Origin of the sequence: Duganella sp. Root336D2 (assembly GCF_001425005.1) — a bacterium.
Lineage (GTDB): Bacteria > Pseudomonadota > Gammaproteobacteria > Burkholderiales > Burkholderiaceae_D > Rugamonas.
In genome coordinates this window covers 12,994-37,612 of record NZ_LMDB01000006.1, presented here as the reverse complement: position 1 = coordinate 37,612, position 24,619 = coordinate 12,994, and the positions used below count along the sequence as shown (strand labels likewise).

Here is a 24,619-nt window from a genome sequence, read left to right as displayed (position 1 = left end):
GTGTCAGTAGGCTTGCGCGTCCGGTTCGGTTGATGGTGGCTTCAACGAGAATTTGAAACTGGCGCTGGCCGTGCCCTCGCCCAGGCGCAGCACCTGCTCCTGCGCGTTGCCGCCCACTATATCGGGATGCCAGGCCTTCAGCGTGTATTTTCCGGCAGGAGCTTCCACGACCACATCGCCGGCGGCATCGGTCTTGCCGAAATATGGCGTATCGACGATACGCACATATGCGATCATTTTGTCGTGGATATTGCAGCCAAGGACCACGGTGCCCGGCTTGTCAAACGTCTGCGGGTCGGCCGTAGTACCGGAATACAGCTTCTGGTCGAATTTGTGCGGCGAGGAAAACGAATAGATATGGTGCCGCACCTTGTCGTTATTCGGGAAGTAGATCTTGCTGCCGGTCTGTATCACCGTCACCAGGGGAATGAACTTCAATCCCTTCTGGCTGATCTCGCCTGCCTTCTGCGGCTTGGGCAGCGGCTGCCCGCCATCCGCCTCCAGGTAAACCACGGCGTCGGGCACCGGTTTTCCACTGATGTCAGCTACGTGCACGCTTATCCCGCCGGCAGCAGCGGCGGCACTGGAAAAGCATAGCGCCGCCAACGCAGCGCAACGGATCAGGGACTGGCTCGGCATCGTTCTCGTTCAAGGACGTGGAAAGCTTATTGTAACGCCAAAAAGTGTTTCCGGCGTTCATCATGCTGTCACAATTGCGACACAGAATCATGACGTTGCCATTTCTGCGACCGCCATCGTGAGCACTTCAACCGCCGCCCTCCCCAACAATGTGAGCTACCTGCGCCCACCGACAGACGACGTGCTCGGCCAGCACCTGCTGGACATCATCCTGCGCCGCCAGCTGCACGCCTTGTTCCAGCCCATCGTCCACATGCAAAGCGGCGAAATCATCGCGTACGAAGGCCTGATTCGAGGCCCGTCGGACAGCCCGCTGCATTCGCCGCTCAACCTGTTCCGCCTGGCGCGCGCCAACAACCTGTCGCGCGAAGTGGAATACCTGTGCCGGCGCATTGTGCTGGAGCGCTTCGCCGAGCTGCAGCTGCCCGGCAAGCTGTTCCTGAACGTCAGCCCGGAATCGCTGGTGCGCCAGCACGATGGCAGCCAGGGCGAAACCCTCGGCTACATCCACGAGTTCGGCCTCAATCCCGCCAACGTCATCATCGAACTGACCGAAAACCAGCCGACTTACGACTACGAGCGGATGCGCGAAGCGGTGCTGCACTATCGGAACATGGGATTCCAGATCGCGATCGACGACCTGGGCGAAGGCTTTTCCAGCCTGCGCCTGTGGTCCGAACTGCGGCCGGAGTTCGTCAAGATCGACATGCACTTCATCCAGGGCATAGACCATGACCCCGTCAAGCTGCAGTTCGTACGCTCGATCCAGGAGATCGCCGACAAGTCCAATACCCTGGTCATCGCGGAAGGCATCGAAAAGGCAGCAGAGCTGCTGGTGCTGCGCGACCTGGGCATCGCATATGGGCAGGGTTACCACCTGGGCCGCCCGCACCTCCAGCCGGCACGGGCCCTGCCGGCTGAAGTAGTCAAGGTACTGGGCCGCCGTGGCGTGGCGGTTTATCCGCAACGCGCTGCCGAGAGAAACGCCGTGTCTATCCGCAAGCTGCTGCACGACGTGGGCGCAGTGCCGCCGTCCATGAACAACAACGACGTCTATGAAATCTTCATGGCCGAACCCAGGCTGATGATCATTCCCGTGGTCGATGCCGGACGCCCGCTTGGCCTGGTATCGCGCTTTGAGATGATCGACCACTTCGCGCGCCCCTACCAGCGCGAGTTGTACGGCAAGAAGCCATGCACTCTTTTCATGGATGCCAAACCGATCATTGCAGACGTCGACACCAGCCTGCAGGACCTGTCCTGCCGCATGGCCGAATCGGACGCGCACCACTTGTTCAATGGCTTCATCATCACCGAAAACGGCAGCTACATCGGCATGGGCACCGGCCATGACCTGATGCGCGAGATCACGCAAATGCAGATCAACGCCGCGCGCTACGCCAATCCGCTGACGCAGCTGCCGGGCAACGTCCCGATCAATGAGCATATCGACCGCCTGCTGGAGAGCGGAACGCGGTTTTGGGTCTGCTACGTGGACCTCGATCACTTCAAGCCGTTCAACGATGTCTACGGTTATCGCCGCGGCGACGACGTGATCCAGCTGACAGGCCATATCCTGGCCAAGCACGGCGACCGTAACCGCGATTTCGTCGGCCATATCGGCGGCGACGACTTCGTGATCCTGTTCCAGAGCGAAGACTGGGAGCAGCGCTGCCACGCCGTGCTGGACGATTTCGCCATCGCCATTGCAGACTTTTACAGCAACGAAGACCGTGAGCGCGGCGGCTATATCAGTGAAGACCGCCAGGGCAAGAAAGTCTTCTACTCGCTGATGAGCCTGTCGCTCGGCGTGATCCGCGTCGAACCGCAGCAGTATTACTCGCACCACCAGATCGCAGCCAGCGCAGCCGATGCGAAGAAGCAGGCCAAAAAGATACATGGCAACAGCCTTTTCCTTGATCGCAGGATGCAAACGCAAGGAGCGTAGTCTATATTGAATTCATGAGCCCATTCATCTACAACCTGTGCCACAAACCCATTGTCGGCTTGGCGATGGCGACGGTCGCGCTGTGTGAATTCCCGCCGCTCATGAAAGACGTCCAGATGAAGCTTGGCGAGGCAGGCACGGTCGTCACGGCCGATGTCGAAGTGCCTGTAGACCTGAAATACGACCTGATGCTTGAGCTGAGCAATCCTGCCGGCGATTCCCTGAGCAAGCAGGACGTGTCGATCATCGGCGATCGCCGCGTCGAAGATTGCGGCGAAGGCGTCGACCTCGCCAAAGTGCCAAAGCAGGAGCGCGCCAGCTTTGGCCGCCCGATGGCATTCAAAGTCGAAGTACGGCATAAGCCAGACAATGCGCTGGTCTATTCGCGCACTGCCAATACCTTGTGCGTGGCCAGCAAATGGGCCAACCAGCGTTCGCGCAGCCTTGGCAATTTCGCGTTGGCGCGCGGTGCCTATAGCGTGCGCGTCGAGAATGTCGACGCCCAGGCCGGCCTGGGGCACTTGAATACCACCGTGATGCTGGCGCCAAGCCGAGAACGTCCCTTGACCGCACAGCGATAGGCCGCTTCAGCGCGGACCGCTGCGTGCTTCCCGCTCCTGGGTCCGCGGTCTCAACATTTCACCGAAATCAATACTGCCGCGCGCATGTTCGTCGGGCAGCGCCGCATTGGCTGCGCCGCCATGCAGGCCGGCCAGGTTATGCCGCGCCAGTACGTGCCCTTGCGCTGCCGCACGCCTGTACCAGCGCAGCGCTTCGGCTTCGTCCTGCGTGACACCCTGCCCCGTCGCGTACAGGACGCCGAGATTGTTCTGTGCTGCCGCATCGCCTTTTTCAGCCGCGCTGCGGTACCAGTGAACAGCCCGGCCCAGGTCGCGCTGTACACCTTCGCCGCTGGCGTACAGCACGGCCACGCTGAACTGGGCCTGGACCGAACCGCCTTCTGCGGCCAGGCTATACCACATCAGCGCTTGCACCGTGTCGCGTTCGACTCCGGTGCCGTGGGCGAACATGCTGCCCAACAGGCATTGGGCGTGGACTTCGCCGCGCACCGCGGCTTTGCGCAGCCAGGCTTGCGCAAGCTTGCAGTCAGGACTGACGCCGCGGCCATGCAGGTAAGCCTCGCCCAGCAGCGCCTGTGCGCTGGCAATGCCTTGTTCAGCGGCTCGGCTGAACCAGCGCGCAGCCATCTCTTCGTTGACGGGGACGCCGCGGCCGCGCCGGTACATCTGCCCAAGGTTTTGCTGCGCAGAGGGATCGCCCTGGCGCGCGGCACGCCGGAACCAGTAGACTGCTTCGGCATCGCTGAAACCGATACCGACACCCTTGTAGTACATGGCTCCAAGCTGGTTCTGGGCGAAGGCCAACCCTTGCAGGGCCGACATGCGCATCCAGCTGAATGCCTGGCGCGCGTCGCTGTCGACACCTTGCCCGTTTTTGTAAAGGAGCGCCAGGTTGAACTGCGCATAGGGATTGCCCCGCTGGGCGGGGCCAAGGAACCACCGGAAGATGCGCTCCCGGTCTGCCAGACGTTTGCCCATCTTCGCCTCCCATACCCTGGATTGTTATCTAAAGTATAAGAAGCGACTCCGTGCCGGGTTTGATTTTGCGCAAGCTCAGAACTTGGCGCGCACACCAAATACAAAGCTGCGGCCCGGCAACGGCGAGACATCCTTCAACAGCGAGGTCGATACGCGGATCTCGTCGTTCAATAGGTTCTTCGCCAGCACGAACCAGGTCAGGTCCATGTCTTGCAGCTTCTGCGTGTACGACAGGTTCGCGTTCAACTGGTTGTAAGACCCGGTCTGGGTCGACTCGAACGAGGCCAGGCGGTCTTGCGACTGGGCGTGGATCCAGGTCGCGCCGGCGCGCCAGTTGGCGCTGCGGTAGCCGATGGTGGCGCCGACGCGCGAGGCAGGCTGCAATGGCAGACTGCCGCTGTTTTTCAGGTCGCCGTGCGAGGTATCGGCAAACACGCGACCGTTCAGGCCCATTGCCAGCGGGTTGTATTCGATTTCCGCTTCGGCGCCGCGTACGGTGGCATTGCCCTGACTGAACAGGCGTTCGCGGAATTCGCCGCCATCATTGCCTTCTTCGTCGAGCGTGCGGCCAGTCACATGGCCGTAAATGAAGTCTGAAATGCTGTTGTGGAACAGGTTGCCCTTCCAGCGGATCAGTCCCGCGGTCTTTTGCAGCGAGAACTCGATGTTGCGCGACGTTTCCTTGCGCAGGTTCGGGTCGCCCTGGTCAAACGTGATGGTCGCATCATGCGGGCCGCCGGAATACAGTTCCTCGGTCGACGGGGCGCGCTGCGCGCGCGACAGTGTCAGGCCCGTCGCATAACCCGGCGTGAACGACCATAAGGCGCCAAGCGCGCCGCTTTGCAGCGAGAAGGAGCGGTCCAGGCCGCTCACCGGCTCGCGCTTGATGCGTTCCAGGCGCAGGCCGGCATTCACCCGCACCGGACCCCACTCTTTTTCCTCGACCAGGAAGCCGGCGGTCGAATTCGAGCGCGTGACCGGCACGGTGTCGGCGCCGCCTTCCGCGCTGAGGGCCGAGAAGTGCGTCAATTCCGTCTGCATGCCGAAGGTGCCGTGCCAGCCCGCGATGCCCTTGTGTACTGCCTCGGCACGGGTCTCGATTGCACGGTTCTTGAACAGCACTTCCGGCTGGCCATCGTCACCCAGTTCGGCATGGTGGTAGTCTGTGTAGCCAGCCTTGAACTTGGCCGACTCAATGCCTGGCAGTGGATTCTTGAACAGGCTGTCAATATCGTAACGGGTCTGGTGCTGGTCGATCGTCGAACCTTCCGCACTCGGAATGCCGTACTTGTTATCCAGGCCCGAAACGGATGCGCCCACATAGCCCCAGCTATCGATGTAGGAACCGCCAAAGCCGGCGCCCTTTTCCTTGGTGCCCGAATGCGGCAGGCGGCCGGATCCGGAATCGGGATCGCCTTCGATACGGTTGCCCGGGATCTTGTAGTCGCCTGTTTGGCGGGTGTTGGCGTCCAGGTGCAGCGCCACTTTGCCGATAGCGCCGTCGATGGTGCCGGAGGTGGCCTTGCCGTCGTCAACGGTGCTGTAGCGGGCTTCGGCCTGGCCGGTCAGTTTCTGCTCCAGCGCCGGCGGGATACGTTCATTGACCACGTTCACCAGGCCGCCGATCGCGCCCGAGCCATACATCAGCGAGGCCGGGCCACGCAGGATTTCGATCTGGTGCGCCACCGTGCCTTCGGCCGAAACCGCGTGGTCGTTGGACAGGCCCGATACGTCGGAAACGGCCATGCCGTTTTCCAGCATTTTCACGCGCGCACCTTCCAGCCCACGGATGATCGGGCGCGAAGCGCCGGCGCCAAACGCCGACGCGGATACGCCCAGTTCGGACGACAGCGTTTCGCCCAGCGAATTCGCCATCTTGTCACGCAATTCGTCGCCCGACAGCACCTTGGCCGGCAACAGGATTTGTTCGGTCTCGCCTTTGTGGAACGGGTTGGCGGTCACCACAACCTTGGTCACTTCGCCGTCATCGGCGCAGGCAATGGCGGATACGGCCGACAGGACAGCGCCTGCCAGCAGGGAGTATTTGAAATTCATAGTAAACCTCTGGATACGACAAACAATAGCCAGCACGCGGCACGGGGCCACGGCGGCAGCAAATGCATTACCTTGTTTGTGTCAGGCCAGGGGTGGTGCGCGCGAATCGTAAGCGCGCGCGGTGCGCGTACTGTCAAGCTGCGGCAAGGCGACGCCGGCTTGCGGCGCGCTGTAGTCGACCGATGGGAAGGTGAAGCTCGGCGTATGGATCGCCGTGGCCAGCGACGCAAAGGCCGCGCACTGGCTGCAGTTGTGGTCGAGCGCCAGGCCGGCGCTCAGGCCATTGCCATCGACATCGGTCGCCTGCTGCTGTTCACTGCCGTGGCGGAAGTCCGCCCAATGCGAAACCGCATGCGCCATCCCGAGCTGCTGGGACAGTACCAGCAGCAGCGCGAGTAACACGTGCAGGAAATGACGATTGGCTTTCTTCACGGCGGCTATTTTAAGCAGGCTTCGTGTAAATTAACAAGCGTTTGATGCTAGCTCTTCGATTTACCCAGCGTCACCAGCGCTCCTTTTGCCGTTCCCTCGTTCTTTTCAGTCACTTCGACTGCACCGCCGCAGGTCTTCCCAGCCGATTCAACGGCTTGGCCGACAAAGCCAAACGTCATGCCCGCCACCATGCTGCTTTTCCGTGGGGTCACCTCAAAATAATAGGTCTTTCCAGCAACCGCCTCGAGGTTCAGGTTGCATGCCCCTGCACTATCAACGAGGTCCGCCTGCAGCAGATGGGCGCCCGGTTCGACATCAAAGACATTGAAGCCCTTGTGATCGACGTAGCCAACAACTTCGCCATCCACGCGGGCGCGGATTGAACGCGCCGACCCTATCATGCTCTCGCCTGTACGGTACAGCACAAGCCGCGCTTTGCTGTTTCCAACATCTGAAACGGACTGGCGGTAATCATTGTACAAAGGGCCGCTGGCAGCACAACCGGCAAGGAGCGAGGCCAGGAGAGCGACGAAGGCAATCTGTTTCATTGGAAGTAATATTAAGAAATTGGAAATCGGCAATTCTAATCCTATCGGGAAAGGCGCGCCAGCGACTTAGCCACCGAACTTGCGCAGCGCATCGCGCGCCAGGCCGGCGCCGATACTGCCAAACAAATCGCCTTCGACCCGGCGCGCCCCCGGCACCAGGGCTGCGATACGTTCACGCAGCAGGCGCACGCCGCTGGAACCGCCGGTGAAGAAGATGGTGTCGACCTGCCCCGGCTGCACCCCGGCGTCCGCCAGCAACTGCGTCACGGTGGCGCCGACACTGTGCACCAGGTGGTCGACGGCGTTGTCGAAACCGCCGCGCGTGACGTCCAGCAGCACCGGCGGCGTGAAACGTTCGAGATTGAGCTGCACGTCGTCAGCGGTCGACAGGCCGATCTTGGCCTCTTCGACTTTCAACGCCAGCCAGTGGCCTGCACGCTCCTCGATCAAGTGCTGCAGGCGCTCCAGCTTGGCCGGCTCGCGCGCATCGCGGATCATTTCCGTCAATTGCGCCTGCATCTTGCGGGTGTACGCCTGGTTGATGGTGTGCCAGGTCGCCAGGTTGAAGTAGTAACTGGACGGCACCTCGGCGCCGCTGCGGAACTGGCTGCGATAACCCAGCATCGGCATCACGCTCGACAGGCTGAGGTATTTATCGAAATCGGTACCGCCGATATGCACGCCGCCGGTGGCGAGGATGTCATCGACCCGCTCGGTACGCGCCACGCGGTCCGGCCCCAGGCGCACCAGTGTAAAGTCCGACGTACCGCCGCCGATGTCCGCGATCAGGACCAGTTCTTCGCGATCGATCTGGGATTCATATTCGAATGCGGCCGCAATCGGCTCGTACTGGAACGCCACCTCGCGGAAGCCGACGCTGCGCGCGATCTCGGCCAGGGTATCTTCAGCCAGCTGGTCGGCGACCTTGTCGTCGTCGATGAAATGCACCGGGCGCCCCATCACCACATGGTCGAAATGGCGGCCGGCGGCGGCTTCGGCGCGGCGCTTCACTTCCCCGATGAACTGCGACAGCAACAGGCGGAAAGGCAGCGTACGGCCGCCAACTTCGGTCTGGCCATCAATCAGGCTGGTGCCCAGCAGGCTTTTCAGGGAGCGCATCAGCCGCCCTTCGCAGCCGGCCAGGTATTCCGCCAGCGCGGCGCGGCCATAGCTGGTTTCCTCGTCTTCCGCATTGAAGAATACGACGGACGGCAGCGTCATTTTGCCGTCTTCAAGCTCCAGCATGATGGGCTGGCCGGGGCGCACCCATCCTGCGGTGGAGTTGGAAGTGCCAAAGTCGATGCCGCAAGCCTGTGCCATCTTAATCATCCGAAACCAAAAGGGGCGGTATTTTAACAGAGAGCGGCGCGGCATGTGCGCCACACCTTGGCCCGACAGGACCTTATAAACCTGGGGAAACTATTGCCATGTGGTAAGATTGGTGTTTATTTTCAAAATCGCAAGCATTCCTGCCGCAACCCCGCATTCATGCGCCAAACTACGCTACAACCAGCAGTCAGTCTCGCCGAGCAAAAGGCCATCATCCTCCTGGAGGGACGCCGCGTCACCTCCTATGATGTCGCGCTCGTGGCTGGCGTGTCGCAATCGGCGGTTTCGCGCTGCTTCAAACCCGGCGCCAGCGTGTCGAAAGCGACCTATGCGCGGGTGATGAAGGCGGCCGAGGGGCTGGAGTATATCCCGAATGCGGCAGCACGCAGCCTGATCACGCGCCGCACCAATATCGTGGCCATCGTGGTTTCGCATTCCAGCATGCTATACAACCCGGCGGCTTTGTCGGAGCTGAGCCAGCAGCTGAATCGCCGCGGCAAGCGTGCCCTGCTCTTCACCATGCAGCATGAGGGCGAAATTGAGAACATCCTGACCGAAATCTGGCAGTTCCAGGTTGATGGCGTGGTGGCGGCCTCCCGGCTGACGGAAGCACATGTCAACGAATTCAAACGGCGCAAGGTGCCGCTGGTGGTATTCAACCGCCATCTGCGCGACCTGGACGTCAACACCGTGTTGTGCGACCAGTATGAGGCCAGCCGCGCGCTGGTGACCCGCCTGTCGGCTGCAGGACACCGACAGTTCGCCCTGATTGGCGGCCCGGCCCAGAACTCGGTGGCGCGCGAACGCTTGCGCGGGGCGCTGGACCGGATCGCGGAGCTGGAGCTGCCGCAGGCGCCGGTGTTCCACGGTTGCTTTGATTACTCGAGCGGCGTGGCCGGCCTGCATGAACTGATTGCGCGCATCGGCGTGGTGCCGGATGCGGTAATTTGCGGGAATGATGCGATGGCCATGGGCTGCATGGACGCGGCGCGCCAGCATTTGCATATCGACGTGCCGTCGCAGATGTCGGTTGTCGGCTGCGATGCGGTGGAAGGGTCGCAATGGCTCAGCTACGAGCTCACCACCTTGAAGCAGCCCTTGCATAAGATGGCAGTGGCAACGGCGGATTTGATTTGCAGCCTGATTGAGGCCGACGGGCCCGTTGAGGCCGAGAAGCGGGTGTTTGCTGCGCAGTTTGTTGACGGCGAGACTGCGAGGCTGGTGGCGCCGAAGGCTGTGCTGGCGGCCTGAAAAACCGGTAAACCCGGGTCTGACCCAAGGGTCAGACCCAGTCTGTTCAACGGCCGCGGATTGAGGTTGTTCGCCTTTGATTTTCTGAAAAGATCAATGACGTACCACCCCAAACCGCGGCCGTAGTACCGTTGGGGGTCTGACCCTTGGGTCAGACCCTGGTTTACCGGTTTTATCCAGCAGCAATCCGCTTGGCGATATGCCGCAGCGACTCCTCCACCTGATCCACCAGGATCAGGCACAGATCCCCATCCTGCAAACGATCCATCGCCGTATCAATCGCAACGAACTCGCCGGTAATCTGGTCGATCTGCCTGGTGCGGCTGGCGCCAACGAGGCCCTGCCGCAGCAAGCCAACTACCTCGCCGTCGGCACGCCCGCGCTGGCAGGCATCCTGGTACAGAATCACATCATCAAACGCTTTGCCGAGGATCTCGGTCTGCTCGCGGATATCCTGGTCGCGGCGATCGCCGGCGCCCGAGATCACCACTGAACGGCGCTTGGCAGGCATTGCATCCACAGCCTGCACCAGTGCCAGCATCGCATCCGGATTATGGCCATAGTCAGCAATCACGGTCGCACCGCGATACTTGAAGATATTAAAGCGGCCCGGCGCATTGTGGCTGTCGGTGGTAAAGGTCAGCAAGCCGCGGCGGATCGAATCCCAGTCGATGCCGGCAGCCCAGGCCGCAGCCACTGCCGCCATGGTGTTCTCCACCTGGAAACCGATGGTACCGTTGAAGGTGATCGGCACGTCCGCCAGCGGGATACGCTGTTCGTTCTTGCCTTCCACCGCCACCATCTGGCCGTTCTCGATGTACACGGTGCGCTTGCCCTGCGCCAGGTGCGTCGCCACCACCGGATGGTAGCGGTCCGCGCCAAAGAAGATCACCTTGCCTTTGCACTTGGCCGCCATCGCAGCCACGATCGGATCGGTCGCATTCAGCACCGCATAGCCATGCTCGTCGACGTTCATCACGATCACGCGCTTCAGCACCGCAAGGTCTTCCACGGTGGTGATGTAGTTCAGGCCCAGGTGGTCGCCGGCGCCGATATTGGTCACTACGGCCACTTTGCAGCGGTCGTACGCCAGGCCTTCGCGCAGGATGCCGCCACGGGCGGTCTCGAATACTGCCGCATCCACGTCAGGGTGCTGCAGCACATTGCGCGCCGAGCGCGGGCCGGAGCAGTCGCCGGAATCGATCTGGCGGCCGTTGACGTACACGCCGTCGGTATTGGTCATGCCCACGCGCAGGCCGGAGGACGCGATCAGGTGCGCAGCCAGGCGCACTGTGGTGGTCTTGCCGTTGGTGCCGGTCACCGCAATCACCGGAATGCGGCCATCGTCGCCCTCGGGGAACATCGAGCTGACAATCGCTTCGCCGATCGGGCGGCCCTTGCCGTATGAAGGCGACAAGTGCATGCGCAGGCCGGGCGCGGCATTCACTTCCACCACGCCGCCATTCTGTTCTTCGATAGGACGCAGTACGGAATCGCACACCACGTCCACGCCGCAGATGTCGAGGCCGATCATCTGCGCCGCTTCCACCGCACGCGCGGCAACTTCAGGATGCACGTCGTCGGTCACGTCGGTGGCGGAACCGCCGGTCGACAGGTTGGCGTTATTGCGCAGCACGACGCGCTGGCCGATTGGCGGCACCGAATCGGCCGCCAGACCTTGCAGCGCCAGGCGCGCCAGGGCGATATCGTCGAAGCGGATCTTGGTCAGCGCGGTGCCGTGGCCGGTCCCGCGGCGCGGGTCAGCGTTGACGATGTCCACCAGTTCGCGCACCGAATGCACGCCATCACCGACCACGTGTGGCGGATCGCGGCGCGCAGCAGCGACCAGTTTGTTACCGATCACCAGCAGGCGGAAGTCGTGGCCGGCCAGGAAGCGTTCGACCATGATGTCGTCGCGGAATTCCTTGGCGGCGTTGTAAGCGGCGATGGTTTGCTCGCGGGTGGTGATGTTGACCGTCACGCCCTTGCCCTGGTTGCCATCCTTCGGCTTGACCACGACCGGCAGGCCGATCTCCAGCGCAGCTTTCCACGCGTCTTCCGCGTTTTCGGCGGTGCGGCCGGTTGGAACAGGCACGCCGGCGGCGTCCAGCAGTTTCTTGGTCAGTTCCTTGTCCTGCGCGATGGTTTCGGCAATCGCGCTGGTGCTGTCCATTTCAGCAGCCTGGATACGGCGCTGTTTCGAACCCCAGCCAAAGCTCACCATCGAGCCTTCGGTCATGCGGCGGAACGGGATCTTGCGTGCCACGGCGGCATGCACAATGGAACCGGTCGACGGTCCCAGGCGCACGTCTTCATCCAGCTCGTGCAGTTCATGCAGTGCCGCGGCCAGGTCGAACGGAGTGTCGTCGACCGCAGCCTTGATCAGCTTTTCCGCCCATTCCATGGCCAGGCGGCCCACCGCTTCTTCGGTATATTCGACCACCGTCTGGTAGATGCCGTCTTCCAGCGTCTGGGTGGTGCGGCTGAAGGTCACCGGGCAGCCGGCTTCGGCTTGCAGGCCCAGGGCGGCCAGTTCCAGCACATGCGCCATCGGGATGGTGTCGGCGTGGCCGTCCGGCTGCAGCTGCGCCAGGCGTGGGAAGCGGGTGCGCAGGCGCACTTCGAAACCAGGGATCTTGTCGACGGAGCGTTCTTCCGGCGTGCAGGACACGATGGCCTCAACAGCCGTATGGTGGCTCCACAGATTTGGGCCGCGCAGAGCGCGGAGGCGAATAACTTCCATTCCTGGTAATCCTTAGTTTTTCTTGGTATTCCACTCGAAGGTGCGCAGCGCAGCGCCGATCAGGTCCGGCGACAGGCCCATGGCCCAGCCGGCGCCAATCGCGGCCAATACTGCTTCCTTACGGTCTTCCCCGCTGGCCGGCAGGCAGGACGGCGGCAGCACCGCCAGCTCGTCGCGGCCGGCCGCCATGACGAAACCGCCATCGCGCAGGAACACGGCGCGGCCGCCATCCTGGCGGTGCGAATCGATCGCCGGCACGTGTTCATCGGTGCCGTAGAAGATCACGTCGCCGTCGCACAGCTCGGCCATTTCCACCACTTGCGCATCGGAAGCGTTCAGGACGGCTGCGCCCTCAGGCAGCACCACATCGACCTGGGTGCGCAGCACGCCATACATCTGTTCCGGGGTGTTGATGTAGAACTCGCCCAGTTCTTCATGGCCGGCGGCGTCGGTGACCACGCCCACCATGCACTTGTCGTAGGAGAAGCCTTCGCTCAGGACCATGCGGCCGGAATTGGCGAAGACTGCCGCTTCCACGTTCTTGTTCAGCAGCAGGCGTTCGCCGGACTCCCATTCGGACAACGGACCGCGCGCCACATTGCGGCCGTTCAAATACACGCCCTGGTCGGTCGCGGTGCCGACGTAGCGGCCGCTCATTTGCAGCAGCCAGCCGATCAGGCGTGCGATCAGCGCGTTCTGGCGGCTGCCGGCCACACCCACGATCGGGATGCGGCCATCGTCGTCTTCGGCGAACAGCTGGTCCGCAATCGCGTGGCCAACCGGGCGCGCCACACCGCCGGCAGCTGGCTTCAAGTGGGCCAGCAGGCCTGGGCTTGCGTTCACTTCGATGATGGCGCCGCCCTGCTCTTCCAGCGGCCTGGAGATGTCGGCGGCAACCAGGTCGATGCCGGCGATGTCCAGGCCGATGGTGCGTGCCGCCAGCGCTGCCATTTCAGCAACTGCCGGGTGCACCAGGTCGGTCACGTCGTTGGCGACATTGCCGTTCACCTGGATCAGCACCTTGCGGCCCGTTTCCACCACGCTGTCCGGCGTCAGGCCCTGGCGCTTCAGGTCCAGCAGCACTTCTTCGGATTCGCGCGGCTGCACGATGTTCAGGGGGAATTCCTCGGTCGTGCCGCGGCGCGGGTCGGTGTTGATCTGGCTGTCCACCAGTGCCTGCACCGAGGACTTGCCGTCGCCGGTCACCCACAGCGATTCGCCCATGGAAGCAGCGACCATGCGGCGGCCCACCACCAGCAGGCGGTGCTCGTTACCGACGATGAATTTCTCAACGATCACGCTCTTGCTGCCGCCGCGCGCAACCGCGATATCGTAGGCAGCGCGCACGTCGGTTTCGGTCATCAGGTTCAGCGACACGCCACGGCCATGGTTGCCGTCGTATGGCTTGACGGCCACCGGCAGGCCGATGTCCTGCGCTTCTTCCCACGCTTCGTCGGCGCTCTTGACCAGGGTTCCTTCGGGCACCGGCACGCCAACGGACTTCAGCAAGTCCTTGGTCATGTCCTTGTCGGAGGCGATGCCTTCCGCGATGGCGGAGGTGTTGTCGGTTTCCGCGGTCCAGATGCGGCGCTGGCGCGCGCCGTGGCCCAGTTGCACCAGGTTGCCGTCGGTCAGGCGGATGTGCGGGATCTTGCGGTCGGTTGCAGCATCCACGATGGAGGCGGTCGATGGGCCCAGGCACAGCGATTCGACCATCGAGGTCAATTTTGCAACGGTGGCGGCCAGGTCGTATGGCTTGTCGTCGATGGCTGCCATCAGCAAGTCCTTGCCGGCAGCCAGTGCGGCACGGCCAACCTGCTCCTGGCGGGTGCGGAATGCCATTTTATAAATACCGCTGCCTTCGGCGGTCTGGCGCGTCTTGCCAAAGCCGGTACGCATACCGGCCAGGTTTTGCAATTCCAGCACCACGTGCTCGAGGATATGGCCGGCGTAAGTGCCGTCGCGCAGCCGCTCGAGGAAGCCGCCACGCTCACCGACGCCGCAGCGATGCTCGACCAGGCCTGGCAGCAAGGCGGTCAAGCGCTCATAAAAACCGGGGAGTTTGTTGGAGGGGTAGTTTTCAAGCTCGCCGATATCCAGCCAGGCCTCGATCACCGGGCGATAGGTCCAGATGTTCGGTCCGCGCAGGTGTGTTACACGGAGAAACTCTATGTCTTTCTTTTTTGTCATGTTTTAGCTCTTGTACCTCTTGCGGTATACTCCGCCCGTCCTTCTATTTTCCCACTGTTTCGCAATTCTTGCCACTTGGCAAAGAGTGCCGGAGTCTGATCCACAATGATAACAAACCAACTTTCCTCTGAGCTCAGCCTGACAGAACTTCCCGACAGGTGGCGCACAGAGTTACCAGCGCTCGCACCCGAAGAAAACGTACTCAGCGCGCTGGAGGTTGACCTAGACTCCAAGCTTCACTTCAACAAAGGCCTGGTGCTCCTCACGGAGCGCCGCATTATGGCACGCGCACCCGGTGAAACGGTATGGCGAGATTGGACTTATCACGCCGGCATGTCGCTAAAACTGCACGATCACGCCGGCGTCGGCCACCTGGAGCTGGTGGATGCCGCACAGCGCCTGGCTGCGTGGCGCTTCACGCTGGGCCAGAACCTGCTGGCGCTGCGCCTGTCGGAAAACTTCCCGCGCCTGCTGGAGGCACACCTGAACGGCAAGCCGCTGCAGCAGGTCAAACAAAACGCCTGCCCCACCTGCAAGGCGCCGCTGGAAGCCGACCAGGAAGAATGCCCGGTCTGCACCAAGGTGGTCCACACGCCGCCGTCCACCTGGACCCTGTTCCGCCTGTGGCGCTTTGCGCGGCCGTACCAATGGCAGCTGGCGCTGGGTTTTGCAATGATGCTGCTGTCGACCGGCGCGCACCTGATCCCGCCCTACATCATCATGCCGCTGACGGACAACGTGCTGATCCCTTACCAGAACGGCAAGCCGGTCGAGCACATGCTGGTGGTGCAGTACATGGCCGCCCTGACCGGCGCCGCTGTCCTGGCCTGGATCTTCGGCTGGGCCAAGACCTATGTGCTGGCCCTGGTTTCCGAGCGCATTGGCGCCGACCTGCGCACCACCACGTACGAACACCTGCTGCGCATGTCGCTCGAGTACTTCGGCGGCAAGCGCACCGGCGACCTGATGTCGCGCATCGGCTCCGAGTCGGACCGCATCTGCGTCTTCCTGTCCTTGCACCTGCTGGATTTCGCCTCCGACGTCCTGATGATCATCATGACCGGCCTGATCCTGTTCACCATCGATCCATGGCTGGCTGTTGCCACCCTGCTGCCGCTGCCATTCATCGCCTGGATGATCCACCTGGTGCGCGACAGGCTGCGCACCGGCTTTGAAAAGATCGACCGCGTGTGGGGTGAAGTGACCAACGTGCTGGCCGATACCATTCCCGGCATCCGCGTGGTGAAAGCCTTTGCACAGGAAACCCGCGAAGCGACCCGCTTCCGCACAGCCAACAGGCACAACCTGGCTGTCAACGATAAGCTGAACAAGGTATGGTCGCTGTTCTCGCCGACCGTGTCGTTCCTGACCGAGCTGGGCATCCTGGTGATCTACGTGTTCGGCATCTGGATGATCTCCAAGCACAACATCACGGTCGGTGTATTGAGCTCCTTCGTCCTCTACGCCAACCGCTTCTACGGCAAGCTCGATTCCATGAGCCGCATCGTGTCGGTGACGCAGAAATCCGCTTCCGCAGCCAAGCGCATCTTCGACATCCTGGACCACGTTTCGAGCGTGCCGGATCCGGTGCAGCCGGCAAAAGTGGAGAAAGTGCGCGGCGACATCACCCTGCGCGAAGTGGGCTTCCGCTATGGCAACCGCGCCGTCAACCGCGGCGTCAACCTCGAGATCAAGGCCGGAGAAATGATCGGCCTGGTGGGCCATTCAGGCTCGGGCAAATCGACCCTGGTCAACCTGATCTGCCGCTTCTACGATGTGGCTGAAGGCGCGATCCTGCTTGATGGCCAGGACATCCGCAACTTCGCCGTGTCCGACTACCGCCGCAATATCGGCCTCGTGCTGCAGGAGCCATTCCTGTTCTTCGGCACCATCGCGGAAAACATCGCCTACGGCAAACCGGAAGCGAGCCGCGAAGACATCATGAAGGCGGCCCGCGCAGCCCACGCCCACGACTTCATCCTGCGCCTGCCGCAGGGTTACGATTCCATGGTGGGTGAACGCGGCCAGGGCCTGTCGGGCGGCGAGCGCCAGCGTATTTCGATTGCGCGCGCCCTGCTGATCGATCCGCGCATCCTGATCCTGGACGAGGCCACGGCTTCGGTCGACTCGGAAACCGAGAAAGAAATCCAGAAGGCGCTGGACAACCTGGTTGCCGGCCGTACCACGATTGCGATCGCCCACCGCCTGTCCACGCTGCAGCGCGCGAACCGCCTGGTGGTGATGGACCGCGGCAAGGTCGTCGAGGAAGGCCCGCACGAGGAACTGATGGCCAGGGAAGGCGCCTACTACCGCCTCTACCAGGCGCAGGCACGTAACGTCGATACCGACATGGATGACAAAGCAAAGAGCCGTGAAGATGATTAATTTTACTTTGAGCCGGGACAGCTTCGGCAAGCTGAACCTGATCGACGCCAACGGCGTATTGCATGAAGGCGTGTCGCCGGTCCGTGCGTTTCCCATCCAGGCACCGGAAGAAGGCCTGTCGCTGGTGAATATCGACGGCAAGGAAGTGGCCTGGCTGGATCGCATTTCCGACCTGTCGCCCGCAGTGGCCGACATCGTGCGCGAAGAGCTGGCCGGCCGCGAATTCATGCCGGAGATTAAGCGGATCGTGGACGTGGGCAGCTTTGCCTGCCCTTCCACCTGGAGCGTCGACACCGACCGCGGCGCAACAAGCTTCGTGCTGCGCGGCGAGGAAGACATCCGCCGCATCGGCAGCGTTTCGCTCCTGGTGTCGGACAGCCATGGCATCCACTTCCTGATCCGCGACCAGTTCGCCCTGGATAAGCACAGCAAGAAGATCCTGGACCGCTTCCTGTAAGAGTTGACCTGGATCATGTGCCCGCCTGTTGCCAGGCGGCACAATTGCGGTTCGACCCTACTGGAGAACCCCATGGATTCCGTCGTCTTCGGCCCCGACCTCGCACTGGGCATCCCGGTTCTCGACCAGTCGCACCGCATTGTCTTCGACATGCTCGATGCAATGGCGGGCCTGCCGCGGCCTGCCTTCGACCAAGCGTGCCGTGAACTGACAATGAAGAAGCAAGCACCCGCGACATCATCCGCACCTTGCCGGACTGGATCGAAGCGCACATCAACACCATGGACCTGGCGCTGGCAGTTGCGGTATCGCGCTTAGAGTAATAAAGTGCTTGACTTGGAGCGCGCTCTAACTTCTACGATCACCCCATGGAATCGCACCTGAGCATTGATGAAGTCGCCAAACGCACCGGCCTCACGGCCTACACCCTCCGCTACTACGAGCGCATCGGGCTGATTGCCCCGGTCCACCGTGCAGCGGGCGGCCAGCGTCGCTATGCGGCATCGGACCTCGCCTGGATCGAATTCCTGCTGCGTTTGCGCACGACCCATATGCCAATTGGCAAGATGCAGTCGTTCGCCACCCTTCGCGGCGCTGGGGACTCGACGGTGCCGCAACGGCGCCGGATGCTGGAGGCACACCTGCAGGACGTTCTCGCCGAGATCGAGGCGATGCAACAATCCGCTGCATCATTGCAGGCCAAGATCGCGTATTACCGCACCCTGGAGCAGTCCCTGGCGTCGCATCCAACCACTGATGGAGGACATGCCAATGAACACCGAAAGCCGCTACGAGCGCGGGCTCGCAAAACTGCATGAAGTCGACGGCCAGGCCGGCGACCGCGTGGTGCAAAGCCTGCAGGATATTGCCCCGGACTTCGCGCGCTACCTGATCGAATTCCCGTTTGGAGACATCTATTCACGCCCTGGCCTCGACCTGAAATCGCGCGAAATCGCCGTGCTGGCGGCACTGACGGCCATGGGCAACGCCGCGCCCCAGCTCAAGGTCCATATCCGCGCCGCGCTGAACGTCGGCGTAAGCCGCGAAGAAATCGTGGAGACCATCATGCAGATGGCGGTCTACGCCGGTTTCCCGGCCGCCCTCAATGGCTTGATGGCCGCCAAGGAAGTCTTCGCACAGTAGTCAGCAAAGCTGAAGCTTGCCAGTCCGGGTGGTGCAGGCGGGTCAGACCCTTGGGTCTGACCCTGGTTTGCCGGGTTGGATTTTCTCGCATGGCGCTGACAAGCTTCTGCCATCCGACGCACAAAGCACACGCCGGTAAACCAGGGTCTGACCCAAGGGTCAGACCCGCTCCGCGGCGGTCGCTGGCTCGAGGGTGCTCGTCACGCAAATCCAGGAAGAACTATAAAAAAGGGGCAGCGAAAGCTGCCCCATACACCCCCTACAGGTGATACAACCGGTTCGTGGATCAGGCGACTGCGAGTTCTTGCGCCATGCCGCCGGAAGACATGTTTTCCAGCTTGGCGCGGTCGATAATGCGCAGGTCGCGGTTGCTCAGGACAATGGAGCCGTCCTGGCGCAGGCGCGCCAGCTGGCGGCTGACGCTTTCCACGGTCAGGCCTAGGTAGCCGCCGATGTCTTCACGCGACATGCGCAGCTGGAAGCTGGTCGAAGAGTAGCCGCGCTGGGCGTAGCGGCCGGCCAGGTTCAACAGGAACATGGCAAGGCGCTGTTCGGCGCGCATATGGCTCAGGAACAGCATCACCGATTGTTCGCGCTGGATCTCGCGGCTCATGGTGCGGTGGAATTGCTGCAGCAGGCCAGGGATCTGCATTACCAGCTCTTGCAGGCGGTTGAACGGGATCTCGCAGACTTCGCTGTCTTCCAGCGCCACGGCGTTACAGGAATGCTGGCCATTGCCGATCGCCTCCATGCCCAGCAGGTCGCCGGCCATATGGAAGCCGCCAATCGTCTGCTCGCCGCGCTGGTTCACCTGCACAGTCTTGAAGTGGCCGAAGCGCACGGCATACAGGCTGTGGAAGCTGTCGCCGGTCTTGTACAGCGGCTCGTCGCGGCTCACGCGGCGGCGGCGGGAAATGATCTGGTCAAGGCGGGCAACATCTTCGTCGGCCAGGCCTTGCGGCAGGCAGAGTCGGTTGAAGCTGCACAGCGAGCATTTCGCTGCGGCAGGTGCGCAAGTTTTAGTGGCGTTTGCAGGGGTGATTGGGATGACCGGGCTCATGATGCTGCTCCTTGTTTTCGATGTAAGGAGTATCGCGCCCCGCACCATTTCCCGGTATCAAGCTTCCTGTGTAGTTGCCGTAGTGCTTCCCCTACAGCGCATCAGATCAAGCCATGCTCGAGGGCATAGCGGGTCAGCTCAGCATTGCTGGACATGCCCAATTTCTCGAGGATGCGGCTGCGATAGGTTGTCACGGTGTTAGGACTGAGGTGTAGTTTTTCCCCGATGCGCACCAGCGACTCGCCCTGGGCAATCAGCTTGAAAACTTCCAGCTCGCGGTTCGACAGCTCCTCATGGTCGCCGCTTGGGCCGCCGCCCACCAGGGTTGCCAATTTCTCAAGCAATGCCGGACTGACATGTTTGCCGCCGGATGCCGCCTTGCGCACCGCCTCGATCAGCGTCGAGGTCGGGGCATCCTTGGTCAGGTAGCCCGAAGCGCCCGACTTCAGCGCCCGCACCGCGTAAATCTCCTCCGAATAGGTGCTCAGGACCAGCACCGCCATGCGCGGGCATTCGCCGCGCAGCGTTTTGAGCAGGTCCAGGCCATTCTTGCCCGGCATCTTGATGTCCACCAGCGCCACGTCGAAACTGCGTTCACCCACGCGCTGCATCGCTTCCACTGCATTGCCGGCTTCGCCTTCCACGCTGATGTCCGGCGCCGTACCCAGCATCAGGCGCACGCCATTGCGTGCGATCGCATGGTCGTCAACCAGCAAAACGGTGATCTTGTCACCCATTCCTGTCCTCCAAAGGCAGGCGCAGCTGCAGGGTGGTACCCTGCCCGGCCTTGCCGCCGATAGTCAATTCGCCGGCGAAGCGGCGCGTGCGCTCGTGCATGCCGAACAGGCCCCAGGATTCGCGGTCGGACAAGCCGGCGCTCTCGATGCCTTTGCCGTTGTCTTCCACCCGCAGCACCACGTTCTCGCCGTCGGTATCGACGATGACGCGCGCCACGCTTGCTTCGGCATGGCGCACCACATTGGTCAGCGCTTCCTGCGCTACGCGGAACAGCATGGTGCTGCGCTCCGCATCCAGTTCGAGCGCCTGCGCCTCGGGCGTGATATTGCAGCTGCATTGCAGGCCGCTGCGCTGCGCCACCTGTTCCGCGTACCATTCCAGCGCCGGCCAGATGCCCAGCTGGTCCAGAACGCTGGGGCGCAGGTCGGTGATCACGCGACGCACGGTTTCAATGGCATCCTGCGCCAGCTTGGCGGCATCCTTCAGCAAAGGGTCCGATTGCTCTCCGCCGCGTTCTATCGCGACCGAGATATACGCCTTGATGCCGGTCAGCAGCCCGCCCAGCTCGTCGTGGATTTCCTGCGCGATTCGCGTGCGTTCGTGTTCCTTCAGCTTTTCCTGGTACGCCGCCAGTTCGCGCAGCTCCTTCTGCGATTGGCGCAGCACCTGTTCGGCCGTCTGCTTTTCGTCGATCAGGCGCTGTTCGCGCAGCAGGCGCTCGATGGCCCCGGCCAGGAAGTCGAGGTAACGGCCGTCGCTATCCTTGACCAGGTAGTCGCGCGCGCCGCGGCGCATGGCTTCGGCCGCCACGGTGGCGCTGTCGGCGCCGGTCAGCATCATCACCGGGATATTCGGCTGGGGCTCGCCGCGGTCGGCCGCCAGGCGGGCCAGGAATTCCAGCCCGGTCAGGTCCGGCAAATGGTAATCGAGCAGGATGCAGTCGGGCCCTTCGCGCAAGGCGATGTCCAGCCCTTCCTGGCCGCTTTCCGCTTCAAGCAGTTCGCAATTGAAGCCCGGCGCCTGCGCGAAAGCGCGGCGGCAGGCGATTCGGTCGACGATATCGTCTTCGACGATAAGGACCCTTACCATGTTCATGGCAGCTCGCTGATGGTCCAGTACAGGTTAATCGAACGCACCACTTCGACAAACTGGCGGTAATCAACCGGCTTGGTCATATAGCCCGCCACGCCCAGGTCGAAGCTGCGCATCTTGTCCTGCTGCTCTTCCGACGTGGTCAGGACGATCACCGGGATACGGCGCAGCAGCGGGTCCTGCTTGACGTTCTGCAGGAACTCGATTCCGTTCATGATCGGCATGTTCAGGTCCAGCAGGATGATGCAGGGCTGTTCGCTGGCCGGATCGCGCAGGTATTCCAGCGCAGCCTCGCCGTTTTCCATCGCCTCGACACGGTTGCCCACATGGACTTCCTTCAGCGCGCGCAGGATGGTCATCACGTCGACCTGGTCGTCTTCAACCAGCAGGATTGGCTTGCTCGTATTATTCATGCGTTATTCTTTCTTTTCTTCGGCAAGGTGAAATAGAAGGTGGTGCCCTTGCCAAGCTCGGACTCCAGCCACACCCTGCCCTGGTACATTTCTACAATCTTCTTCACCAGCGCCAGGCCGACACCCGTGCTTTCAACACGGTCGCGCGGGGCCAGGGTCTGGAATAACTGGAAAATCCGTTCAAAGTGCCGTTCGGCGATGCCGGGGCCGTTATCGCGGACCTGGAAGCGCCACTGGCTGCCTTCGTCGGCCCAGCCCACCTCGATCTCGCCTTCCGGCTTGTCCATGTATTTGACCGCGTTCGACACCAGGTTGTGGAACAACTGCTGGATGCGGGTCGGTTCGCCGCTCACTGTCGGCATGCCCGGCATGACGCTCACCTTGATATGCGCCGGCACGGCCAGCAAATCGATCACCTCGGCCACCAGCTGGTCGAGCTGCACCGGCACCACCGCCTCTTTGATGCGGCCCACGCGCGAATACTGCAGGATGCCGTCGATCAGCGCGCCCATGCGGTGCACGCGGTTGATCAGGAGCCGCATATGCTCCTTGCCTTCGTCGTTGAACTTGTCGGCATAGTCGTGCGCCAGCCAGTCGGCCAGCGAGCCGATGCCGCGCAGAGGGGCTTTCAGGTCGTGCGAGACGACGTAGGCGAAGTTGGTCAATTCTTCGTTGGCGCTGGTCAGCTCCTGCAGCAGTTGCTGCGCCTTTTCTTCAGCGTGCTTGCGCTCCGTGATGTCGCGCACCAGGCCGGTGAACATGCGGCGCCCGCCCAGCCACATCTCGGTGACGGCCAGGTCCATCGGGAAAGTGCCGCCGTCGCGGCGCAAGCCCTGCACTTCACGGCCTTTGCCGATGATGCGTTTTTCGCCAGTGGTCATATAGTGGTGCAGGTAGCCGTCGTGCGCCTCGCGGTGCGGCTCCGGCATCAGGATCTTGACGTTGCGACCCCGGACTTCCGGCTCCGGGTACCCGAACATGCGTTCTGCAGCGGGATTCAAGCGTTCGATGGTGCCCTGCTCGTCGATCGTAATGATCGCGTCCACCGCTGTTTCGAAGATCGCGCGCATGCGCGCTTCGCTTTCCTGCAATGCGTGTTCGGCCTTTTTGCGGGCGCTGATGTCGTGGATGGTGGCCATCACCATCGGCTGCGTATCTTTGTCCTGCAGCGGCGACAAACTCACTTCCACCGGAAACTCGGTGCCGTCCTTGCGCGTGGCGAACAGTTCAAAACCGGCCCCCATCGCGCGCGGATGCGGGCGTTCAAAGTAGTTGCCCCGCAGGCCCACGTGGCCGTGGCGGAAGCGTTCCGGGATCAGCGTTTCCAGCGCTTTGCCCAGCAGCTCGCCGGGACCGTAGCCAAACAGGGTTTCCAGCGCCGGGTTGACCAGTACCAGCTGGCCGTCCTTGTCGATGATCAGCATCGCGTCCGTGGCCGATGCCAGCAGCCACTGCAGGCTGCGTTCCGCAATCGTTGAATGTGTCAAAGCGGGTCCTGTCGGTGGTCAAATCCTGTCATCCTATGATTGTAGCGTCCAACGTGGCAACTGGACAAATGCCAGGGCGGGGGAATAAATAATCCAAACTTGACTTAGGTCAAGCGGCACTGGTGACGCAGCGCAGGATGCCCGTTAAAGTGGCCCCAAAAGTGGAGACCAGTCATGCTACCTGAAGAAATCGACCGTTGGACCGCCGTCCTGCGCCAGCGGCGCGCGCTGCTGGCTGGGCGCGATTCCGCTGAAGCGGCGGCAATCGATGCCGCCCTGGAGCGATTGGCGACTGGGACATTTGGCCAATGCCAGCGCTGCGGGCTCGCCATTTCCGCCGGACGCATGCATGCGCAGCCTGGCGCAGCGACCTGCCTCGCCTGCCAGGAGCTCGCGGAGCGGCAGCGTTCTTTTATCTCGCTTCCTGTCGTTTAACGCGGCTTTGGCCGGTAAGGCTTGCATGCCGCGCCTTCGCTTTCGGCGCCATTGCAAATGTGCCGGCGGCACTCCACCGCGCCGGGCTCGCCGGGCCACGGGCAGCGTTTGAAGACGTCCGGGTACCTTTCCGTTTCAGGCGCGGCCTTGCGCCGGACCGCAGCCTTCTTGCGAACAGGCTGCTTGGCACCCGCGTAGCGCGCCGGATGCTTGGCGGCGATGCCGGTGCTCCGCCCGCCGGGGCGCGGCAAAGCCGCCGCCTGGCGCGGCGCAGCGTCCCGCGTGGATGAATCGCTCAACGGCGGCGGACCCGGCCTGCTGGCGGCTACGTTGGCTACGGTGGCTACGGGCGTGGGGGCGGCGGGGGATGGAATTGCCTGCGCCGCACGGGGCGGCAGCGTCGTCGCGACCGCCATCAGGTCCCGTTCAATGCCAACGCGCTGCGCGAGCACGACGGCACCTCCGGCCAGCCCTGCCAGCAAGACGCCGCATGACATCCAGAACACCGGCCCCTGCCACTCCAGCGGCCGTCCGCGCGCCGCCGGTTGCCCGCCCGAGTGCGGCTGCGCGCCGGGCTCCGGCGGCGGCGCCTGCTGCGCTTTCGCGCTGTCAGCTTGCTTTTCTGTCATACGCCAAACATAGCAACAATTACATGGGAATGTCGCATGCTTGTGGCAGCCTTGCCGCTTGAGCTAAGATAGTTACTCCGGTGCAA

The 24,619-nt window shown here is 62.5% G+C and carries 23 protein-coding genes; 9 read left to right on the top strand and 14 right to left on the bottom strand.

Annotation, left to right across the window (positions count from 1 at the left end; translation table 11 throughout):
- Positions 1-3: 3 nt before the first annotated feature.
- Complete coding sequence (locus ASD07_RS08160; RefSeq protein WP_055927826.1) at positions 4-639, bottom strand: methylamine utilization protein; 636 nt, start codon at positions 637-639, stop codon at positions 4-6.
- Positions 640-757: 118 nt separating this feature from the next.
- Between ASD07_RS08160 and ASD07_RS08155 the strand changes: the two genes are divergently transcribed.
- Positions 758-2,587 carry a GGDEF domain-containing protein gene (locus ASD07_RS08155; RefSeq protein WP_156397934.1) on the top strand — a complete coding sequence of 610 codons (1,830 nt, stop codon included), beginning with the start codon at positions 758-760 and terminating at the stop codon, positions 2,585-2,587.
- Between the two features lie 14 nt (positions 2,588-2,601).
- Entirely contained in the window at positions 2,602-3,168 is a 567-nt protein-coding gene (locus ASD07_RS08150; RefSeq protein WP_055927822.1) for a DUF5625 family protein, read from the top strand.
- Between the two features lie 6 nt (positions 3,169-3,174).
- Here the strand turns inward: ASD07_RS08150 and ASD07_RS08145 are convergent, their stop codons facing one another.
- From ASD07_RS08145 to ASD07_RS08125, 5 genes are all read right to left on the bottom strand, one after another.
- Positions 3,175-4,146 carry a tetratricopeptide repeat protein gene (locus ASD07_RS08145; RefSeq protein ID WP_055927820.1) on the bottom strand — a complete coding sequence of 324 codons (972 nt, stop codon included), beginning with the start codon at positions 4,144-4,146 and terminating at the stop codon, positions 3,175-3,177.
- Between the two features lie 75 nt (positions 4,147-4,221).
- Positions 4,222-6,201, bottom strand: a complete 1,980-nt coding sequence (locus tag ASD07_RS08140; protein ID WP_055927817.1) for a TonB-dependent receptor — start codon at positions 6,199-6,201, stop codon at positions 4,222-4,224.
- 81 nt (positions 6,202-6,282) lie between these two features.
- Positions 6,283-6,633 carry a hypothetical protein gene (locus tag ASD07_RS08135; protein ID WP_055927814.1) on the bottom strand — a complete coding sequence of 117 codons (351 nt, stop codon included), beginning with the start codon at positions 6,631-6,633 and terminating at the stop codon, positions 6,283-6,285.
- Positions 6,634-6,680: 47 nt separating this feature from the next.
- Positions 6,681-7,181 carry a DUF2846 domain-containing protein gene (locus tag ASD07_RS08130; protein ID WP_055927811.1) on the bottom strand — a complete coding sequence of 167 codons (501 nt, stop codon included), beginning with the start codon at positions 7,179-7,181 and terminating at the stop codon, positions 6,681-6,683.
- A 66-nt stretch (positions 7,182-7,247) separates the two neighbouring features.
- Entirely contained in the window at positions 7,248-8,501 is a 1,254-nt protein-coding gene (locus ASD07_RS08125) for an Hsp70 family protein (RefSeq protein ID WP_055927987.1), read from the bottom strand.
- A gap of 168 nt (positions 8,502-8,669) precedes the next feature.
- On the opposite strand from ASD07_RS08125, the gene ASD07_RS08120 reads away from it, so the two are divergent.
- A complete protein-coding gene (locus tag ASD07_RS08120; protein ID WP_055927809.1) occupies positions 8,670-9,761 on the top strand; it encodes a LacI family DNA-binding transcriptional regulator in 1,092 nt (363 codons plus the stop codon).
- Positions 9,762-9,933: 172 nt separating this feature from the next.
- Here ASD07_RS08120 and cphA (ASD07_RS08115) read toward each other — a convergent pair whose 3' ends face one another.
- Both cphA (ASD07_RS08115) and cphA (ASD07_RS08110) read right to left on the bottom strand, forming a co-directional pair.
- The gene (gene cphA, locus ASD07_RS08115) at positions 9,934-12,504 is read right to left on the bottom strand and encodes a cyanophycin synthetase (RefSeq protein ID WP_055927806.1); all 2,571 of its coding nucleotides are present in this window, start codon (positions 12,502-12,504) and stop codon (positions 9,934-9,936) included.
- Between the two features lie 12 nt (positions 12,505-12,516).
- A complete protein-coding gene (gene cphA / locus ASD07_RS08110) occupies positions 12,517-14,694 on the bottom strand; it encodes a cyanophycin synthetase (protein WP_055927803.1) in 2,178 nt (725 codons plus the stop codon).
- A gap of 105 nt (positions 14,695-14,799) precedes the next feature.
- Between cphA (ASD07_RS08110) and ASD07_RS08105 the strand changes: the two genes are divergently transcribed.
- From ASD07_RS08105 to ASD07_RS08085, 5 genes are all read left to right on the top strand, one after another.
- Positions 14,800-17,079, top strand: coding sequence for an ABC transporter ATP-binding protein (locus ASD07_RS08105; protein WP_082507208.1), 2,280 nt, complete (start codon positions 14,800-14,802; stop codon positions 17,077-17,079).
- Positions 17,072-17,536, top strand: a complete 465-nt coding sequence (locus ASD07_RS08100) for a DUF1854 domain-containing protein (protein ID WP_055927797.1) — start codon at positions 17,072-17,074, stop codon at positions 17,534-17,536. Before ASD07_RS08105 ends, ASD07_RS08100 begins: the two co-directional genes overlap by 8 nt.
- Positions 17,537-17,608: 72 nt before the next feature.
- Complete coding sequence (locus ASD07_RS08095; protein ID WP_055927793.1) at positions 17,609-17,854, top strand: hypothetical protein; 246 nt, start codon at positions 17,609-17,611, stop codon at positions 17,852-17,854.
- Positions 17,855-17,904: 50 nt separating this feature from the next.
- A complete protein-coding gene (locus tag ASD07_RS08090) occupies positions 17,905-18,354 on the top strand; it encodes a MerR family transcriptional regulator (RefSeq protein WP_055927790.1) in 450 nt (149 codons plus the stop codon).
- Positions 18,308-18,679: a carboxymuconolactone decarboxylase family protein gene (locus tag ASD07_RS08085; RefSeq protein ID WP_082507206.1), complete on the top strand. Its 372-nt coding sequence runs from the start codon at positions 18,308-18,310 to the stop codon at positions 18,677-18,679. Before ASD07_RS08090 ends, ASD07_RS08085 begins: the two co-directional genes overlap by 47 nt.
- A gap of 286 nt (positions 18,680-18,965) precedes the next feature.
- Here ASD07_RS08085 and fnr read toward each other — a convergent pair whose 3' ends face one another.
- The 5 genes from fnr to ASD07_RS08060 all read right to left on the bottom strand — a co-directional run bounded on the left by fnr (position 18,966) and on the right by ASD07_RS08060 (position 23,469).
- Positions 18,966-19,739 carry a fumarate/nitrate reduction transcriptional regulator Fnr gene (gene fnr / locus ASD07_RS08080; protein ID WP_055927784.1) on the bottom strand — a complete coding sequence of 258 codons (774 nt, stop codon included), beginning with the start codon at positions 19,737-19,739 and terminating at the stop codon, positions 18,966-18,968.
- A gap of 101 nt (positions 19,740-19,840) precedes the next feature.
- A complete protein-coding gene (locus ASD07_RS08075) occupies positions 19,841-20,476 on the bottom strand; it encodes a response regulator transcription factor (protein WP_055927781.1) in 636 nt (211 codons plus the stop codon).
- Entirely contained in the window at positions 20,469-21,572 is a 1,104-nt protein-coding gene (locus ASD07_RS08070; RefSeq protein WP_055927778.1) for a response regulator, read from the bottom strand. Before ASD07_RS08070 ends, ASD07_RS08075 begins: the two co-directional genes overlap by 8 nt.
- A complete protein-coding gene (locus ASD07_RS08065; protein WP_055927775.1) occupies positions 21,569-21,982 on the bottom strand; it encodes a response regulator in 414 nt (137 codons plus the stop codon). Before ASD07_RS08065 ends, ASD07_RS08070 begins: the two co-directional genes overlap by 4 nt.
- Positions 21,979-23,469, bottom strand: coding sequence for a PAS domain S-box protein (locus ASD07_RS08060; protein ID WP_229207096.1), 1,491 nt, complete (start codon positions 23,467-23,469; stop codon positions 21,979-21,981). The genes ASD07_RS08065 and ASD07_RS08060 overlap by 4 nt, the downstream gene beginning before the upstream one ends.
- A gap of 174 nt (positions 23,470-23,643) precedes the next feature.
- On the opposite strand from ASD07_RS08060, the gene ASD07_RS30030 reads away from it, so the two are divergent.
- Complete coding sequence (locus ASD07_RS30030) at positions 23,644-23,904, top strand: TraR/DksA C4-type zinc finger protein (RefSeq protein ID WP_057246479.1); 261 nt, start codon at positions 23,644-23,646, stop codon at positions 23,902-23,904.
- Here the strand turns inward: ASD07_RS30030 and ASD07_RS08055 are convergent.
- Positions 23,901-24,533 carry a hypothetical protein gene (locus tag ASD07_RS08055; protein ID WP_055927772.1) on the bottom strand — a complete coding sequence of 211 codons (633 nt, stop codon included), beginning with the start codon at positions 24,531-24,533 and terminating at the stop codon, positions 23,901-23,903. The genes ASD07_RS30030 and ASD07_RS08055 overlap by 4 nt on opposite strands.
- Between the last annotated feature and the right edge of the window lie 86 nt (positions 24,534-24,619).

Bases quoted from the DNA above. Each gene is read 5' to 3' on its own strand.
- ASD07_RS08160 (WP_055927826.1), bottom strand. From the start codon at position 639: ATGCCGAGCCAGTCCCTGATCCGTTGCGCTGCGTTGGCGGCGCTATGC.
- ASD07_RS08150 (WP_055927822.1), top strand. From the start codon at position 2,602: ATGAGCCCATTCATCTACAACCTGTGCCACAAACCCATTGTCGGCTTG.
- ASD07_RS08145 (WP_055927820.1), bottom strand. From the start codon at position 4,146: ATGGGCAAACGTCTGGCAGACCGGGAGCGCATCTTCCGGTGGTTCCTT.
- ASD07_RS08140 (WP_055927817.1), bottom strand. From the start codon at position 6,201: ATGAATTTCAAATACTCCCTGCTGGCAGGCGCTGTCCTGTCGGCCGTA.
- ASD07_RS08130 (WP_055927811.1), bottom strand. From the start codon at position 7,181: ATGAAACAGATTGCCTTCGTCGCTCTCCTGGCCTCGCTCCTTGCCGGT.
- ASD07_RS08125 (WP_055927987.1), bottom strand. From the start codon at position 8,501: ATGGCACAGGCTTGCGGCATCGACTTTGGCACTTCCAACTCCACCGCA.
- ASD07_RS08120 (WP_055927809.1), top strand. From the start codon at position 8,670: ATGCGCCAAACTACGCTACAACCAGCAGTCAGTCTCGCCGAGCAAAAG.
- cphA (WP_055927806.1), bottom strand. From the start codon at position 12,504: ATGGAAGTTATTCGCCTCCGCGCTCTGCGCGGCCCAAATCTGTGGAGC.
- cphA (WP_055927803.1), bottom strand. From the start codon at position 14,694: ATGACAAAAAAGAAAGACATAGAGTTTCTCCGTGTAACACACCTGCGC.
- ASD07_RS08105 (WP_082507208.1), top strand. From the start codon at position 14,800: ATGATAACAAACCAACTTTCCTCTGAGCTCAGCCTGACAGAACTTCCC.
- ASD07_RS08100 (WP_055927797.1), top strand. From the start codon at position 17,072: ATGATTAATTTTACTTTGAGCCGGGACAGCTTCGGCAAGCTGAACCTG.
- ASD07_RS08095 (WP_055927793.1), top strand. From the start codon at position 17,609: ATGGATTCCGTCGTCTTCGGCCCCGACCTCGCACTGGGCATCCCGGTT.
- ASD07_RS08090 (WP_055927790.1), top strand. From the start codon at position 17,905: ATGGAATCGCACCTGAGCATTGATGAAGTCGCCAAACGCACCGGCCTC.
- ASD07_RS08085 (WP_082507206.1), top strand. From the start codon at position 18,308: ATGAACACCGAAAGCCGCTACGAGCGCGGGCTCGCAAAACTGCATGAA.
- fnr (WP_055927784.1), bottom strand. From the start codon at position 19,739: ATGAGCCCGGTCATCCCAATCACCCCTGCAAACGCCACTAAAACTTGC.
- ASD07_RS08075 (WP_055927781.1), bottom strand. From the start codon at position 20,476: ATGGGTGACAAGATCACCGTTTTGCTGGTTGACGACCATGCGATCGCA.
- ASD07_RS08070 (WP_055927778.1), bottom strand. From the start codon at position 21,572: ATGAACATGGTAAGGGTCCTTATCGTCGAAGACGATATCGTCGACCGA.
- ASD07_RS08065 (WP_055927775.1), bottom strand. From the start codon at position 21,982: ATGAATAATACGAGCAAGCCAATCCTGCTGGTTGAAGACGACCAGGTC.
- ASD07_RS30030 (WP_057246479.1), top strand. From the start codon at position 23,644: ATGCTACCTGAAGAAATCGACCGTTGGACCGCCGTCCTGCGCCAGCGG.
- ASD07_RS08055 (WP_055927772.1), bottom strand. From the start codon at position 24,533: ATGACAGAAAAGCAAGCTGACAGCGCGAAAGCGCAGCAGGCGCCGCCG.